Origin of the sequence: Algibacter ulvanivorans, from assembly GCF_048381495.1 — a bacterium.
GTDB lineage: Bacteria > Bacteroidota > Bacteroidia > Flavobacteriales > Flavobacteriaceae > Algibacter_B > Algibacter_B ulvanivorans.
Window position 1 is genome coordinate 976,986 of sequence record NZ_JBLWGD010000001.1, and the last position, 15,499, is coordinate 992,484.

At 33.3% G+C, this 15,499-nt stretch carries 15 protein-coding genes and 1 tRNA gene; 8 read left to right on the top strand and 8 right to left on the bottom strand.

What is annotated here, in order from left to right; all coding sequences use genetic code 11:
• Positions 1-32: 32 nt before the first annotated feature.
• From folE to ACNG5D_RS04520, 3 genes are all read right to left on the bottom strand, one after another.
• Positions 33-710 carry a GTP cyclohydrolase I FolE gene (folE, locus tag ACNG5D_RS04510; RefSeq protein WP_418182298.1) on the bottom strand — a complete coding sequence of 226 codons (678 nt, stop codon included), beginning with the start codon at positions 708-710 and terminating at the stop codon, positions 33-35.
• Positions 711-883: 173 nt separating this feature from the next.
• A complete protein-coding gene (locus ACNG5D_RS04515) occupies positions 884-2,386 on the bottom strand; it encodes an OmpP1/FadL family transporter (protein WP_418182299.1) in 1,503 nt (500 codons plus the stop codon).
• Between the two features lie 33 nt (positions 2,387-2,419).
• Entirely contained in the window at positions 2,420-3,565 is a 1,146-nt protein-coding gene (locus ACNG5D_RS04520; RefSeq protein WP_418182300.1) for a hypothetical protein, read from the bottom strand.
• Positions 3,566-3,664: 99 nt separating this feature from the next.
• Here ACNG5D_RS04520 and proS point away from each other — a divergent pair, with 99 nt between their 5' ends.
• The 4 genes from proS to ACNG5D_RS04540 all read left to right on the top strand — a co-directional run bounded on the left by proS (position 3,665) and on the right by ACNG5D_RS04540 (position 6,158).
• Positions 3,665-5,143 carry a proline--tRNA ligase gene (gene proS / locus ACNG5D_RS04525; protein ID WP_418182301.1) on the top strand — a complete coding sequence of 493 codons (1,479 nt, stop codon included), beginning with the start codon at positions 3,665-3,667 and terminating at the stop codon, positions 5,141-5,143.
• A 172-nt stretch (positions 5,144-5,315) separates the two neighbouring features.
• A tRNA-Glu gene (locus ACNG5D_RS04530) sits at positions 5,316-5,387 on the top strand.
• Between the two features lie 28 nt (positions 5,388-5,415).
• Entirely contained in the window at positions 5,416-5,667 is a 252-nt protein-coding gene (gene rpsT / locus ACNG5D_RS04535; protein ID WP_418182302.1) for a 30S ribosomal protein S20, read from the top strand.
• Positions 5,668-5,795: 128 nt separating this feature from the next.
• Positions 5,796-6,158: a hypothetical protein gene (locus ACNG5D_RS04540; protein ID WP_418182303.1), complete on the top strand. Its 363-nt coding sequence runs from the start codon at positions 5,796-5,798 to the stop codon at positions 6,156-6,158.
• Between the two features lie 302 nt (positions 6,159-6,460).
• Here ACNG5D_RS04540 and rho read toward each other — a convergent pair whose 3' ends face one another.
• Entirely contained in the window at positions 6,461-8,089 is a 1,629-nt protein-coding gene (gene rho, locus ACNG5D_RS04545) for a transcription termination factor Rho (RefSeq protein ID WP_418182304.1), read from the bottom strand.
• Between the two features lie 184 nt (positions 8,090-8,273).
• Between rho and ACNG5D_RS04550 the strand changes: the two genes are divergently transcribed.
• Positions 8,274-8,684, top strand: a complete 411-nt coding sequence (locus ACNG5D_RS04550) for a DUF4293 domain-containing protein (protein ID WP_418182305.1) — start codon at positions 8,274-8,276, stop codon at positions 8,682-8,684.
• 127 nt (positions 8,685-8,811) lie between these two features.
• Here the strand turns inward: ACNG5D_RS04550 and ACNG5D_RS04555 are convergent, their stop codons facing one another.
• Both ACNG5D_RS04555 and ACNG5D_RS04560 read right to left on the bottom strand, forming a co-directional pair.
• Entirely contained in the window at positions 8,812-9,240 is a 429-nt protein-coding gene (locus ACNG5D_RS04555; protein ID WP_418182306.1) for an FKBP-type peptidyl-prolyl cis-trans isomerase, read from the bottom strand.
• Between the two features lie 96 nt (positions 9,241-9,336).
• Positions 9,337-9,831 (bottom strand): metallophosphoesterase family protein, encoded by a 495-nt coding sequence (locus ACNG5D_RS04560; RefSeq protein ID WP_418182307.1) that lies wholly within the window; start codon positions 9,829-9,831, stop codon positions 9,337-9,339.
• Between the two features lie 145 nt (positions 9,832-9,976).
• On the opposite strand from ACNG5D_RS04560, the gene ACNG5D_RS04565 reads away from it, so the two are divergent.
• From ACNG5D_RS04565 to ACNG5D_RS04575, 3 genes are all read left to right on the top strand, one after another.
• Positions 9,977-11,233: an Nramp family divalent metal transporter gene (locus ACNG5D_RS04565; RefSeq protein ID WP_418182308.1), complete on the top strand. Its 1,257-nt coding sequence runs from the start codon at positions 9,977-9,979 to the stop codon at positions 11,231-11,233.
• A 196-nt stretch (positions 11,234-11,429) separates the two neighbouring features.
• Positions 11,430-12,173 (top strand): tRNA pseudouridine(38-40) synthase TruA, encoded by a 744-nt coding sequence (gene truA, locus ACNG5D_RS04570; RefSeq protein WP_418182309.1) that lies wholly within the window; start codon positions 11,430-11,432, stop codon positions 12,171-12,173.
• On the top strand, positions 12,174-13,943 hold the full coding sequence (locus ACNG5D_RS04575) for an ABC transporter ATP-binding protein (protein WP_418182310.1): 1,770 nt from the start codon (positions 12,174-12,176) through the stop codon (positions 13,941-13,943).
• Positions 13,944-13,950: 7 nt separating this feature from the next.
• Here ACNG5D_RS04575 and ACNG5D_RS04580 read toward each other — a convergent pair whose 3' ends face one another.
• Together ACNG5D_RS04580 and cdaA are read right to left on the bottom strand one after the other, a co-directional pair.
• The gene (locus tag ACNG5D_RS04580; RefSeq protein ID WP_418182311.1) at positions 13,951-14,706 is read right to left on the bottom strand and encodes a DUF3667 domain-containing protein; all 756 of its coding nucleotides are present in this window, start codon (positions 14,704-14,706) and stop codon (positions 13,951-13,953) included.
• On the bottom strand, positions 14,706-15,491 hold the full coding sequence (gene cdaA, locus ACNG5D_RS04585) for a diadenylate cyclase CdaA (protein WP_418182312.1): 786 nt from the start codon (positions 15,489-15,491) through the stop codon (positions 14,706-14,708). The genes ACNG5D_RS04580 and cdaA overlap by 1 nt, the downstream gene beginning before the upstream one ends.
• Positions 15,492-15,499 lie beyond the last annotated feature (8 nt).

The following is a 15,499-nucleotide window of genomic DNA, read 5'->3' on the forward strand; positions in this document are numbered from 1 at the left end:
GATTGCTAAGTTGTTAATTTGGGATTAGATTATTAAAACGTTGTATCTAATTTAATGTAGTCAAGAAATTCGCGGCGAGTGGCCATATCTTTAAATTTACCACCAAATTCTGAGGTAACCGTGCTACTTTCAATATCTCGAATACCTCTAGAGTTTACGCAAAGGTGTTTGGCATCAATTACGCAAGCAACATCTTTAGTGCCTAAAACGTCTTGAAGTTCTCTAACAACTTGAATAGTTAAACGCTCTTGTACTTGAGGGCGCTTAGCAAAATAATCTACAATACGATTCATTTTAGATAAACCAACTACGGTTCCGTTTGAGATGTATGCTATATGTGCACGACCAACTATAGGTAATAAGTGGTGTTCGCAAGTTGAGTATACTGTTATGTTTTTTTCGACAAGCATTTCGCCATATTTGTATTTGTTGTCGAAGGTAGAAGCGCTTGGTTTCTTGTCGGGGTTTAGGCCTCCAAAAATTTCATTAACAAACATTTTTGCAACACGGTTTGGCGTGCCTTTCAAGCTATCGTCTGTTAAATCTAGACCAAGGGTTTCCATTATATGGCGTACATCGTCTTTTATGATGTCTATTTTTTCTTCATTGTTTAATTTAAAGGCATCATGTCGCATTGGTGTGTTTTCAGATGTACCAATATGCTCGTCTCCTAATGCATCAAAATCTTCTATATTACTATCAAAAGCCATGATTAATAAGTCATAAATTTAGTTTGCAAAGATAAGCATTTCACTTTTTGTTAGGCTTTTTGTTTGCAAATAATTAATAATCTGTTTTTAGTCTTTAAAACGGGGTAGAAATTACATGAAAAAAAAGCTTGAATTTTTAATTCAAGCTTTTAAATATTTGTACAAGCTTAAAACTAAATATTAAAACTTAATGATAGTGTTATGTTAGAGTTTTCTTTATTTATAGTTGCGGTATCAATTAAGCCAACGTTGTATAGTGGTGTTTGGTCTGTGCGTTCCCATTTGTCGTAAGTAACATCTAGTTTTGTGTTTCCAAAATTATAGCCAAGCCCTAACGAGAAACCAGTTAAATCTCCAACGGTTATGCCGTCTTGGTATGGGCTTTCTTCAAAACGGTAGCCGCCTCTAAAACTAAATTGCTCGTGCTTATATTCTGCACCAAAACGGTAAGTTGATGCATCTGTTAAAACATCGTTAATTCCGGCATTTACATTGGTATAATCAGATTCTGGGGTGAACTTAGTGTTGCCATAATTTTTTTTAGAATAATCAAAACTAATTAGGCCTTGTTTAGCAAAAACGTAGGCTAAACTTCCTGTAATTTTTGCTGGCGTTTGTAGTTTATACCTTGGGTAAATGTTAACGACATCGCTAATAAAAGATATGTCTGAGTCTGCTTGGTTAGAATTAATATATTGTGTGGTTTCTTCTTCTATGGTGTACCATGTTGGAGAATCGTAAGTTAGTCCAACTCTAAATTCTGATGATAGTTTCATGATTCCTCCTAGTTGAAAAGAAAAACCGTTTCCTGTAGTAGATAGGTTGTTGTCGAAATCAATAAAGCTTATATTGCCTCCATTGTCATTATCTTCTTGTAATGATGTGGTGCGTTGGTAATCTATAAAATGTGAATTTAAATTAATACCTATATATAAGTTGTCATTGTATTGGGCGGCTAGGTTAAATGATATTTTTCCATTATACCCTGTGCTTGCATACAGGTAGTCATGATCAAAAGTACCATCTACTAAATTAGAAAAATAGGTGGTGTTTTCGTCATCATCAGCATCTGGTTCTAGAACAAAAGCTTGATAGCCTAAAAAGGCTTGTTGGTGCCCAAAGCCAAATACGTTTCCTATATCGGCATAAGCATCTTCAATAAACTCGCCATCTAATAGAGAGATATCGCCTAATCTTACACCATTGGCGTAGTTTAAGAAGTAAAGATCGATAGATTGGTTGTTGGTGTTTGTGCCAACGGCATTCCAAACATCGTTATAATTGTTGGTTCTATCGTAAGCAATGCCTAATGTGAATTTTCTCCAAGGCGAATCGTTATTTCTGTTTGAAAACACAAAAGCGGCACCACCTTGATTAATGTCGAAGTTTGATGTGTTTGTGTTTGTTGTTCCATTAAAATAGTTTGTAGTGTTTTCTAAATCTACATTTGAGCCTGTAAAAGATGCATGGCTTCTGCTAAAAACAGCTGATCCTGCAGGGTTTGCACTTACGGCACTCATATCGCCACCTAAGGCGCCAAAAGCTCCACTTAATGCTCTGTAACGCGCTGTACCTTGAATTTCGCTTTGCGAAAACCTAACAGCATCACTTATATCTTGCGCGTAAATTGTAGACATAGATAGTAAACCTATGAATAGTAAATTTAACTTTTTCATATATATTTTTTTTCTTTTTATAAAATTTTAAGATTAACGTCTTCTTCCGCCACTAGAAGAAGATCTTGAACTACTTCCAGAACTTCGGCTGCTGCTAGATGATCTAGTTGCAGAGCTAGATCGAGATGAGCTTCTGCTAGGTGCATAGCTTCTGTTGTTGTTAGATGATGATCTTCTTGCAGAGCTTGAATTAGAGCTGCTTCTTGTTGGTTGTCTATAAACTGTGCTTGAGCTTCTTCTTGCTGTTGAGGATGAAGATCTGGCCGTAGAATTTGTAGATGGCGTTCTTGTTATTGTTGATCGTCTTGTAACACCAGAAGATGTACGCGTACCATTAGAATTGTAGGTTCTTCTATTTACTGTAGATGTGTTGTTTACACTCCCTCTTCTAGATGTGTTATATTTTGATGTTGCTCTACTTGAGTTAACAGAGCTACGTCTACTTAGGTTACTGTTAGTGCTTCTCGAGTTACTAGCGTAGCTATTGCGTCTACTATTATTATATGAAACTGCCCGTCTATTGTAGTGGTTTCTATTGTAAAAGTTTCTGTTGTAATAACCTCTATTATAGTAGCCTCTGTTATAGCCCCAGCCATTATAAAATGCAATTCCGCCGTAATAACCACCATAATAAGGAGGACACCAAAATGGATTGTAAATTCCGCCATAGCCCCAATTATTCCAGCCATTATAGTAACCGCCAAAGCCCCAGTTATTCCAACGGTTCCAGTTGTTCCACCCGTAACCATAGCCAAAGCCTGCATTCCAACCCCAATTGTTCCAGCCCCAATTGTTCCAGCCGTTATCTATATAGTTAATGGTTATATTGTTGCTGTCTTGCCCCCATCCGGCATAGCCTTGGTAGTTGTTTTGTATTGAGTCATTTTCGATGTAATTATCGCTTTCGTAAGCATCTATATCGGTAAAAATTTCATCACCAGCATAAATGTTTTCAGATTCTATAGATTTTGTTTTAAAATAGTTTTTATAGTAATTACTATTATTGTTATTAGGTGTTTTAACAACTGTTTCGTGGTATTGAGGCTGCGGTTCATCACCATATATCCCATCGCTATCCATACCAACATATTGGTAAGAGCCACAAGAAACTAAGCCAAATAGTAAACCAAGTAGGGCTACAAATGGCACTTTTTCTTTTAAGTAGTTGTTAAATTGCATATCTCTATAATTTTATTGTTGAACATAACAAAAATAGTTAGTTTTGCTAAACTATTTTTATATTTAAAGTAGTTACAATATTTATGCCAAAACACAGATATGAGCAAAAAACTTACTAGTAGAGCAGAAGATTATTCAAAATGGTATAACGAATTGGTTGTTAAAGCAGACTTGGCTGAGAATTCGGCGGTAAGAGGATGTATGGTAATCAAGCCTTATGGTTATGCAATTTGGGAGAAAATGCAAGCAGAATTAGATAGAATGTTTAAAGAAACGGGTCATCAAAACGCATATTTTCCGCTTTTTGTTCCCAAAAGTTTGTTTGAAGCCGAAGAAAAAAATGCCGAAGGTTTTGCTAAAGAGTGTGCTATTGTTACACATTATAGGTTGCAAAACGATCCAGATAAAGCTGGAAAATTACGCGTAGATCCTGAAGCTAAGTTAGAAGAAGAGCTTATAGTAAGGCCAACAAGCGAAGCTATAATATGGAATACTTATAGAGGATGGATACAATCGTATAGAGACTTACCTATTTTAGTAAACCAGTGGGCTAATGTGGTACGTTGGGAAATGCGTACACGTTTATTTTTGCGTACAGCCGAATTTTTATGGCAAGAAGGGCATACGGCACATGCAACAGAAACAGAAGCTATAGATGAAGCTAAACAAATGAATAATGTATATGCTACATTTGTTGAAAATTTTATGGCAATTCCGGTTGTACAAGGTTTAAAAACCGAAAGCGAACGTTTTGCAGGTGCAGTAGAAACTTTTTGTATTGAAGCATTAATGCAAGACGGAAAAGCTCTACAGGCAGGGACGTCACATTTTTTAGGTCAGAATTTTGCTAAGGCATTCGATGTAAAGTATGCTAATAAAGAAGGCAAACAAGATTATGTTTGGGCAACTTCTTGGGGTGTTTCTACACGATTAATGGGGGCGTTAATTATGACGCATAGCGATGATAAAGGTTTAGTGTTGCCTCCAAATTTAGCACCTAACCAAGTGGTTATTGTACCTATATATAAGAATGAAGAGCAGTTTAATGCTATTTCTGAAGTAGTAGATGGTATTATAAAGAGTCTTAGAAGTAAAAACATAAGTGTTACATTTGACAAAAGAGATACATTAAGGCCAGGTGCTAAATTTGCTCAGCATGAATTGCAAGGTGTACCTTTAAGAATAGCTATTGGAGCAAGAGATTTAGAAAACGGCACCGTAGAGTTAGCTAGGCGAGATAATTTAACCAAAGAAGTAGTAGCTTTAGATGGTTTAACAGGAAAGGTTGAAGCTTTATTAAAAGAAATTCAAGAAACCTTATTTAATAAAGCCTTAGATTTTAGAAACGAACATATTACCGAAGTAGATACCTTTGAAGATTTTAAAAATGTGTTAGAAAATAAAACAGGATTTATTTCGGCGCACTGGGACGGTACTAATGAAACTGAAGAAAAGATAAAAGCGTTAACTAAAGCAACAATTAGATGTATTCCTTTAGAAGGAAAAGTAGAAGCAGGTAAATGTGTTTATACAGGAAACCCGTCTAAACGTAGAGTATTATTTGCAAAAGCTTATTAAATGGGGCTTGAAAATGAGGTGGTTGTAAATTTTTTTAAAAAAATATTATTTACTTCTTGCAACATTTAAAAATAGTTGTATTTTTGCATCCGCAATGGAAACGTTGTAAGTTTTTTGAAAAGTATTGCAAGTTAAAAAAATAGTTTTTATATTTGCGCTCTCAAAATAAAATGGCCCGTTCGTCTATCGGCTAGGACGCCAGGTTTTCATCCTGGTAAGAGGGGTTCGATTCCCCTACGGGCTACAATTAAAATATTAAGAAAAGAACAAAAATGGCAAATCATAAGTCAGCATTAAAAAGAATTAGAAGCAACGAAGCTAAGCGCTTAACTAATAAGTATCAGCACAAAACAACTCGTAATGCAATTAAAAAATTGCGTGAGTTAACTGATAAGAAAGAAGCTGAGAAGTTGTTTCCTTCAGTAGTATCTATGCTAGATAAGTTAGCTAAGAAAAATGTAATTCATGCTAACAAAGCTGCTAACTTAAAATCTGGTTTAGCTAAGCATGTTGCTGCTCTTTAATAATATTTAAAGTTTAAAATATTTAAGCTTCTCAGAAATGAGAAGCTTTTTTTGTGATTTTTTTTAATAAGATTACACTTTAAAAATATAAATTTGCAATTATTACTTAACCATTTAATATAACTCTTTTGGAAAATAAAAAGGCAATAAAATTAATAGATAAAATTCTTAACAACCTTGATGAAACTGGAATTAATACAGATACATTGATTGATGATATTAAGGAATTAAGAACATATGCTTTAGAGGAGCAAATTCCTTTAGTTGTGAAAGTGCTAAGATTGACTTATGAACATATTGAAGAAACAGAGTCTTTTATGATTCCTGTGCTTGATGATGAGCCAATTGATGAAAGTGAAGATGTTGTTGTTAATGATGAGGTTGAGCCTATTGAAAGTCTTAAGTATGTTATTTCTCTTATGAAAAACTTAAACAATAAGGGTAATATTGCCGATTTAAAGGAGTATAGAGATCTTTTAAATAATTATTAGTTTTAATTATAAGAGATATGTAGTGGTAAACTACATATCTCTTATAAAATTTAAAGCCTTTGCGATATTTTTTGCCAAGGCTTTTTTTATTGCATTATATTTTAATTAATGTTGTGATGTTGCGTTAGGGATTGAAGCATTTGTTGAAGCTCCCCGACGGTAGGAGGGAGCGACTGCTGAAAGCCCGACCCTTGGGTAACGCCAAAATTTTAAATACAAAAAAGCCTTAACATAATTGCTAAGGCTTTTTCTAGTTTTGAGTTAGTTATATTTAGTTTGCCGTCTACACGGGAATGGTAAAATTAACCATTCATTGATATTAAAAATTCTTCGTTATTTTTAGTTTGTTTGAAACGATCGTTTATAAATTCCATAGCCTCGACAGGGTTCATGTCGGCAAGGTATTTACGCATTACCCACATACGTTGTACGGTTGCCTCGTCTAATAAAATATCGTCGCGGCGTGTGCTTGACGATGTAAGGTCTATGGCTGGGAAAATTCTACGGTTAGATATTTTTCTGTCTAACTGAAGTTCCATATTACCAGTTCCTTTAAACTCTTCGAAAATAACTTCGTCCATTTTAGAGCCTGTTTCTGTAAGCGCTGTTGCAATTATAGTTAATGAGCCACCATTTTCTATATTTCGAGCTGCACCAAAAAATCGTTTTGGTTTATGTAATGCATTAGCATCTACACCACCACTTAATATTTTTCCTGATGCTGGTTGTACCGAGTTGTAAGCTCTTGCTAAACGCGTAATAGAATCTAATAGGATGACTACATCGTGGCCACATTCTACTAAACGTTTTGCTTTTTCAAGAACGATATTTGCAATTTTTACATGTTCGTGAGCTTCTTTGTCAAAGGTAGAAGCGATAACTTCTCCTCGAACATTACGTTGCATATCGGTTACCTCTTCTGGGCGTTCGTCAATTAATAAAATCATTTGATAAACTTCAGGATGGTTTGCTGCTATGGCATTTGCAACATCCTTTAGTAGCATGGTTTTACCTGTTTTTGGCTGCGATACAATCATACCACGTTGGCCTTTACCAATAGGTGCAAATAAATCCATAATTCGCGTAGAAATTGTGCTTTGACGTTCTGCGATGTTGAATTTTTCTTGCGGAAATAATGGTGTTAAATGCTCGAAAGATACGCGATCTCTTACTACATTTGGGTTTTGTCCATTAATTTTTCTAACTTTTATTAAAGGGAAATATTTTTCGCCTTCTTTTGGTGGTCTTACATTACCTAATACGGTATCTCCAACTTTTAAGCCAAATAAGCGTATTTGCGATTGCGATACATAAATATCGTCTGGCGATGATAAATAATTGTAATCTGATGAACGTAAAAAACCATAGCCATCTTGCATGATATCTAAAACACCTTCGCTTTCTATAATGGCATCGAACTCGTAATCTGGCTCGCGGTAGCGGTTTCTATTGTCTTTGTTACCTCGATCAACATTACCATTTTTTTGGTTTTTATGCTGATTTTTGTTTTGGTTATTATTTCTTGGGTTTGGTTTTTTATTGTTGTCGTTTTGAGGCCTTGGGTTTGGTTTGTGTACAGGCTTTTTTTCTTCTTTGTTTTGTTGAGGTTCTGTTTTTGGAGCTGGTTTGGTTTCGGTTTTAGCTTCAGGTTTCTTGTCTGTAGCTTTGTCGTTACTTGGGGTTTGCTCGTTTTTAACAGGTTTTTTTACACGCTGTCTAGGTTTTCTAGCAGGTTTTTCGGTTGCCTTTGGTTCGGTATTAGTCTCTGGGACTACAGCTTTTATTGCTTTTGGGTCGGCAGCTTGTTGATCTAGTATTTGGTAAACTAAATCTAATTTTTTCATTGAACGGTACTTAGGGATATTCAGTTTTTTTGCAATCTCCTGTAAATCAGTAAGTTTTTTTTCTTTTAATTGTGAAATTTCAAACATTTATGTTTAATTGGATATTTTATTTGAATACTAACTTGAGTTATTCTGAAAATGATTTTTTTAAAACCTTGAAGAATTAACCGCTTGTATTTGCGGCTGTTGTGAATTATTACTGCAATAATACAACTTTATTTTATTTTTTTACATTTATTCTGCTATTTTTGCGTTCTAGTTATAAAAAAAGATGTTACAACGTATTCAATCTATATACCTTTTATTGGCTGCCGGCGTATCTGCGGGGTTAATTTTTGTATTCCATTTATGGATTACAGATAAAGGGATAAGCGTATTTGCAAAGGATGATTTGCTTTATTTAGGATTGTTTTTTGGCTCGGCTATATTATCGTTAATATCTATATTTATGTATAAAAATAGGAAGTCTCAATTTGTTATGGGGCGACTTAACATCATATTAAACTTTATTTTATTAGGATTTTTCGTGTATCAATCACTAAATATATCTGGAGAGACGGCGGTTTCTGAGAAAGGTATTGGGATGCTTCTCCCTATTGTTTCTATCGTGTTATTAGCATTAGCTAATAAGGCCATCAAAAAGGATGAAGAGCTTGTAAAATCTGTTGATAGGTTGCGTTAAAACCTTATATCTTAGTAGTATTAGTGCGTAAAAACCCAAAGTGTAAACTTTGGGTTTTTTATGTTTAAAATTTTATGTAAAAAAAGCCTAGATATAATCTAAGCTTCTATATTTTTAAAGCTAGAAACTATTTTATTTCTACTAACTCTAAATCGAAAGTTAAATCGTGTCCAGCTAATGGGTGATTGGCGTCAACAATAATATGGTCTTCTTTTACTTCAGCTATACGAAACTGTACTTCTCTACCATTTTCGTCTTTAGAGGCTAATCCCATGCCTACTTCTGGAGCCATATCTTGTGGTAATTGTTCTTTTTTAACGTCGTAAAATAATTCTTTTCTTACCTCACCATAAGCTTCGGCAACTGGAATATTAATGGTTTTCTTTTCGTTTACTTCCATAGAAATAATACCTTTCTCAAAACCAGGAATAAGCATACCTTGCCCTAAAGTTACCTCAAGTGGTTCGCGCTCTAAAGAACTATCAAAAACTTGCCCGTTTCCTAATTTTCCTGTGTAATGTACTCTTACTGTGTCGTTTTCTTTTACTTGACTCATAAATAATAATCTATACTGTTTTTATGGCGCAAAACTACAATTAATAAAGCGAAATTGTGTTCTTTTTTAAGTATTTAGGTTTTGGAGTTTATTCGTTTATTTTTTGCTAAATTCTATAACTTCTAAATTGTCAATTTTTTTGCCATCAATGGTAAAGCGTAACATTGTTCTAACCTTATGGAACCCATGTTTGCCAACCGCACCAGGATTCATGTGTATTAGGTTTAGTTTTTTGTCTGGCATAACTTTTAAAATATGAGAATGCCCACAAATAAATAATTTAGGAGGGTTTACTTTAATGGTTTGGCTAACGCGTAAATTGTATTTTGGAGGGTAGCCGCCAATGTGTGTAATCCAAACATCTACACCTTCGCACATAAAACGGTTGTGTTCAGGAAATTCTAGTCGTACTTGCGAGTCGTCAATATTACCATAAACAGCACGTAGTGGTTTTAAAGCTTTAATGGCATCTGTAACTTTTAAATCGCCTATGTCGCCTGCATGCCAAACTTCATCGGCTTGTTTAACATACTTTAAAATGTCATTATCGATATAGCTATGTGTATCAGATAAGAGTAATATTTTGGTCATGTATAAGTGTTATAAGTAACGTTGTAAAGTTATTTATATTTATTTAAAAATGTTATAAAGTTACATAAGAGTTGCATATTTGATAGTGTGTAAATAAATAACGAAATTGCTATACTTATTAATAAAGAAATAAATGATTTCTGCTATGTTAAAATTTAAAAGGTTTCTTAAAAACCTTGGTCCTGGATTATTATTTGCTAGTATGGCTATTGGCACATCGCATTTAGTATTATCTACAAAGGCTGGAGCTCAATATGGTTGGTTTATGGTTATTCCAATTATTTTGGCTAATGTTTTAAAATATCCTTTTTTCGAGTTTGGTATTAGGTATACAAATGCAACAGGAAAAAGTATTATAGAAGGATATAATAATAGAGGTAGGGGTTATTTGTGGCTATATGCTTTTATTACATTAATAACAAACATTGCAACACCAGCAGCATTATGTGCTGTAACGGCAGGGCTTTTTATAAATCTTTTTGAAATTAAAAGCCTGTCTCTTGCTAGCATTGCGGTTTGCTTGTTTACACTTAATAGTATTATTTTAATTGTAGGTAAGTATAAATTATTAGAGGTTACTTTAAAATTTTTAATACCAATTTTGTTTATAGCATTATTAGTAACTATCATGCTTGTAATTAAAGCAGGACCAATACCTCCAATAGTAAACTTTGAGCCTCCTAATTTTTTTGATGCGTTAGGTGTTTTATTTCTAATTACATTAATAGGCTGGATGCCTACAGCGGTTGAAGCTAGTAGCTGGTTAAGTTTATGGAGTGTTGAAAAATATAAAACGGATAAGAGTAAACCGCCTTTAAAGGAAGCTTTGCAGGAGTTTAATACGGGGTACATTTTAACAGCTTTACTTGCAATTTTCTTTTTAGTTATTGGTTGTATGACGCTTTATGGTTCTGGTACAGAGTTAAGTAGTAATGCAGTAACATTTGCAGATCAAGTTGTAAGTCTTTTTACTACACATATTGGTAATTGGGCTTATGTGTTTATTGCAGTATCTGCTTTTGCAACAATGTATAGCACTTGTTTAACCCAACATGATGCGGTTTCTAGAGTTGGTATAGATATTATTAGGTTATTACTTAGGAAACAAAATGCGTATTCTGAAAAAAAGCATTACGCTTTTGGTATAATAATTATAGCAATAGTTAGTATTGTTGTGTTGTATACTTTAAAAGCTAATATGGGATTAATTTTGGCTATAGCAACCGCTACATCGTTTGTTTTAGCTCCAATAGTAGGTTATATGAATTTAAAAAATGTAATGAGTAATGATGTTTTAATTGAAGATAAACCTAAAAAAGGATTACAGTTTCTTACTTATGTTGGAATATTTTTTCTGTCGTGTTTAGCTATTTACTATGGTTGGATTTTAATTGTTAACTAACGTGATAATTGACGTATGGAGCGTTAGGGATTGAAGCATTTGTTGAAGCTCCCCGACCTTAGGAGGGAGCGACTGCTGAAAGCCCGACCCTTGTGGTAACGCCCAAATTAAAACATAATTTAATATATAATTAAGATGCTTACTTTTTTAGAGAATTTAAATCTAGTTATCTTTGTGGTTTTATAAAACAAAGGTATTGCGATATTTTATAGAACTTTCTTATAATGGGAAAGCTTATCATGGGTGGCAAAATCAGCCAAATGCTATAACTGTTCAAGAGGTTGTAGAGTCGGGTTTAACAACTATTTTGGGAGAAACAATGGCTATTATGGGGGCAGGACGAACTGATGCTGGCGTTCATGCTACACAAATGTTTGCGCATTTTGATACCAATATTGTTTTTAATATACCAAATTTAATTTTTAAACTTAATTCTTTTTTACCTGTAGATATTGCAATTCGAGATATTTTTAAAGTAAAACCCGATGTGCATGCGCGGTTTCATGCTGTAAGCAGAGCTTATGTTTACCGTGTGGCTGTAAAAAAAAATGTATTTACTTTCGAGAGTAGTTATGCCGTAAAACAACCTTTGGATGTCGAGAAAATGAATAAGGCTTCGAAAATTTTATTAGACTATAAAGATTTTCAATGTTTTTCTAAGTCGCAAACCGATGTAAAGACGTATTATTGTGATATTATGAAGGCCGAATGGATTGTTGATGGAGACGAGCTAAAATTTGAAATTAAGGCTAATCGTTTTTTAAGAAATATGGTACGCGCCATTGTAGGAACCATGATTAATATTGGTTTAGGTAAAATTACGGTTGAAGCATTACACGATATTATAAAATCTAAAAATAGGAGTGAAGCTGGTTTTTCGGTTCCGGCTCATGGATTATATTTAACCGATATTGAATACCCAAACAATATAAAATTGTAAATGAGTAAAGCAAAAGAAAGCATATTTGATTTTAAACTTTTTAAGCGCCTCTTTGAGTATATAAAACCCTATAAAGGTGTGTTTTTTAGCCTTATTTTACTGGTGGTTTTATTGGCTGTTTTTAGTGCAGCAACACCATATATAACCAAATATGCTATTGATGATAGTATTACAAATAAAATTGAAAAAGATTTTTTGTATTACATAATTTTAATGTTTGCAGTTTTAATTTTGCAAACTGTTTTTCAGTTGTTGTTTATTTACTATGCAGCCTGGCTAGGACAAAACTTGGTTAAAGATGTACGTGTAAAATTGTTTGACCATTTACTGCGTTTTAAAATGAAGTATTACGATAACTCGTCGGTAGGTGTTTTAATAACACGTGCTGTAACAGATATGGAGCGTATTGCCGATATTTTTGGACAAGGTTTATTTATGATTTTTAAAGACCTATTAACTATGGCTGTAGTTTTTGGGGTAATGGTATTTCTTAATTTTAAATTAAGCTTAATTGTTTTTATTATGATGCCATTGCTGCTTTATGCTACACGTATATTTCAAAAATATATGAAAAAAGCTTTTGAAGAGGTAAGAACAGAGGTTTCTAACTTAAATAGTTTTGTGCAAGAGCGCCTAACGGGTATGAAAATTTTACAACTCTTTACGCGCGAAACTGTAGAGTATAATAACTTTAAAGCCATTAACGAACGCCATAAAAAAGGTTGGGTAAAAACAGTTTGGTATAATTCTATATTTTTTCCGTTGGCCGATTTATCGTCATCTATAACCATTGGTCTAGTGGCTTGGTATGGTGGTTTAAATGTAGTGTTGCAAAATAGTGCAGTATCGCAAGGCGATTTGGTTGCCTTTATCATGTTTGTACCTATGTTATTTAGACCTTTAAGGCAAATAGCCGATAAATTTAATACCTTACAAATGGGTATGGTTGCTGCAACACGTGTATTTAAAGTCATTGATACTACATCTCAAATTGATGATTTTGGTACTCAAGTTCCAGATTCGTTTAAAGGCCGTATTAAGTTTGATAATGTTTATTTTAGCTATGTAGAAGATGAAGCGGTTCTTAAAGGAATTTCCTTTAGTGTGAATGCAGGCGAAACCGTTGCTATAGTTGGTGCAACAGGAGCAGGAAAATCTACAATTATTAATTTGCTAAATCGTTTTTATGAAATTGGCGATGGTGTAATTTTAATTGACGATACAAATATTAAAGATGTAACTTTAGCATCATTAAGAGCTCAAATCGCTGTAGTTTTGCAAGATGTGTTTTTATTTGCAGATACTATTTTAAATAACATTACACTAGAGCATCCGGAAATAACCGAAGCGCAAGTACAAAAAGCCGCTAAAGATATAGGAATTCATGATTTTATAATGTCCTTACCTAATGGCTATCATTATAATGTAAAAGAACGTGGTATTATGTTGTCTTCTGGCCAGCGTCAATTAATTTCTTTTTTACGTGCTTATGTAACAAACCCAAGTATTTTGGTGCTAGATGAAGCAACATCATCTGTCGATTCGTATTCTGAGCAACTCATTCAAAATGCAACCGATAAAATTACTAAGGGTAGAACATCTATTGTTATAGCACACCGTTTGGCAACCATAAAGAAAGCCGATAAGATTATTGTTATGGATGCTGGTAAAATTGTAGAACAAGGCACACATAACGAGTTGCTTAAAAAGGAAAACGGATTTTATAGAAACTTATACGAAGTACAATTTTTACAAGAAGAAGTAGCGTAATAAAAAATTAAAAATAGCTTATTATTAAATAAATAACTGTTACTGCTGCAGAAAATATAGTTACCGCTAGTATTGATAATATAGAGTATGATAAGCCTCGAAAGAAACTTGAAATTACAGTAATACTATAAAGTCTTTTGTATAGATATACCATATAGAAAAGCATGGGTATAGATAAGTAAGTTGAAAGATTATTGTAATTTACGCCAAAAGGTAATGATACAATAACAATAAAAAACGATACGAAATAGAGTTGAGCAGAAGCATAAGAAACAATAACAAAATGTTCTGCAGTATTGTATTTTTTCGAATCTATAAATACAAACCTAGAAATTAAGGCATAAAGAGGTATAGAAATTATGGTTATTAAACCTTGGTAATCATAAATGTATTTCATTAAAGTTTCTAGACTAAACCTTCCATCTTGAGTTTCTTTTACTAACGAAATATTTAATAATTCTGGGTAGAATTGTTTTAATATAAAAAATTGTAACCCAATTAATGTTAATGTTAACCCAAGGTATGGTATGGCATTAACATATATTTTTCTAAAGCCATTTATATAACCATTTATTACTTTTTCGGGATTTGTAAATAAGGAGATAAAGGTGTTTATTAGTTTGTTATCTATACTTAAAAAATCGTTTATAAAGCTTAAAATAAAAGATTTTACAGTTAGTCTATTAAAAATTATTTTTTCACCGCAATAAGAACAGAATATGTTTTGTGGTGTTGCTGCTTTATTACAGTTCCTGCAAACCATTATGCTAAATCGGCTTTAATTATAGTGTTTAGCTCGCTAGAGTCTTCAAAAACAACAAATTCTCCATCTTTAAAGTAAGAAATATGTCCAGTTTCTTCGCTAACAACCAACGCTAAGGCATCGGTTTTTTCGGTTACACCAATAGCGGCTCTGTGTCGTAAACCAAAACGTTGCGGAATATTTTTCTCATTATTAACTGGCAAAATTACACGAGTTGCTTTTACAATATTATCGCTAACTATTATAGCGCCGTCATGTAGTGGGCTATTTTTAAAAAAAATACTTTCTATAATGGGTTGCGTAACTTTAATATTCATTTCGTCGCCCGATTGAGTTAAGAAATCTAAATTGTTGTTACGCTCAAAAACAATAAGTGCCCCAGTTTTAGACATACTCATTTTATTACAGGCAGAGATTATAGCGTCTACATCGGTTTCATCATTACTTTCTGTTTTTAAAAAGTTTATTTGTTGGAAAAATTTACGACGTCCGCCAATATTTGTCGATCCAACCATGAGTAAAAATTTCCTGATTTCTGGCTGAAAAACCACTATTAAAGCAATAATACCAACCTTCATAAAGCCACCAAATATACTGGTAAGCAGTTCCATGTTTAAAAAATCGGTAAGCATCCAAGCACCATAAATAATTATGATGCCTATAAAAATGTTTATAGCTACGGTACCTTTTATAAGCCTATAAACATAGTAAAGTAATAAGGCTACTAATATTACATCTATAACATCTACTGCAGTAAATTTTAAAAGGTCTTTAAAAATGTCCAATGGTGATG

Coding starts and splice junctions, on each gene's coding strand:
- folE (WP_418182298.1), bottom strand. CDS start 710: ATGGCTTTTGATAGTAATATAGAAGATTTTGATGCATTAGGAGACGAG.
- ACNG5D_RS04515 (WP_418182299.1), bottom strand. CDS start 2,386: ATGAAAAAGTTAAATTTACTATTCATAGGTTTACTATCTATGTCTACA.
- ACNG5D_RS04520 (WP_418182300.1), bottom strand. CDS start 3,565: ATGCAATTTAACAACTACTTAAAAGAAAAAGTGCCATTTGTAGCCCTA.
- proS (WP_418182301.1), top strand. CDS start 3,665: ATGAGCAAAAAACTTACTAGTAGAGCAGAAGATTATTCAAAATGGTAT.
- rpsT (WP_418182302.1), top strand. CDS start 5,416: ATGGCAAATCATAAGTCAGCATTAAAAAGAATTAGAAGCAACGAAGCT.
- rho (WP_418182304.1), bottom strand. CDS start 8,089: ATGTTTGAAATTTCACAATTAAAAGAAAAAAAACTTACTGATTTACAG.
- ACNG5D_RS04550 (WP_418182305.1), top strand. CDS start 8,274: ATGTTACAACGTATTCAATCTATATACCTTTTATTGGCTGCCGGCGTA.
- ACNG5D_RS04555 (WP_418182306.1), bottom strand. CDS start 9,240: ATGAGTCAAGTAAAAGAAAACGACACAGTAAGAGTACATTACACAGGA.
- ACNG5D_RS04560 (WP_418182307.1), bottom strand. CDS start 9,831: ATGACCAAAATATTACTCTTATCTGATACACATAGCTATATCGATAAT.
- ACNG5D_RS04565 (WP_418182308.1), top strand. CDS start 9,977: ATGTTAAAATTTAAAAGGTTTCTTAAAAACCTTGGTCCTGGATTATTA.
- ACNG5D_RS04575 (WP_418182310.1), top strand. CDS start 12,174: ATGAGTAAAGCAAAAGAAAGCATATTTGATTTTAAACTTTTTAAGCGC.
- ACNG5D_RS04580 (WP_418182311.1), bottom strand. CDS start 14,706: ATGGTTTGCAGGAACTGTAATAAAGCAGCAACACCACAAAACATATTC.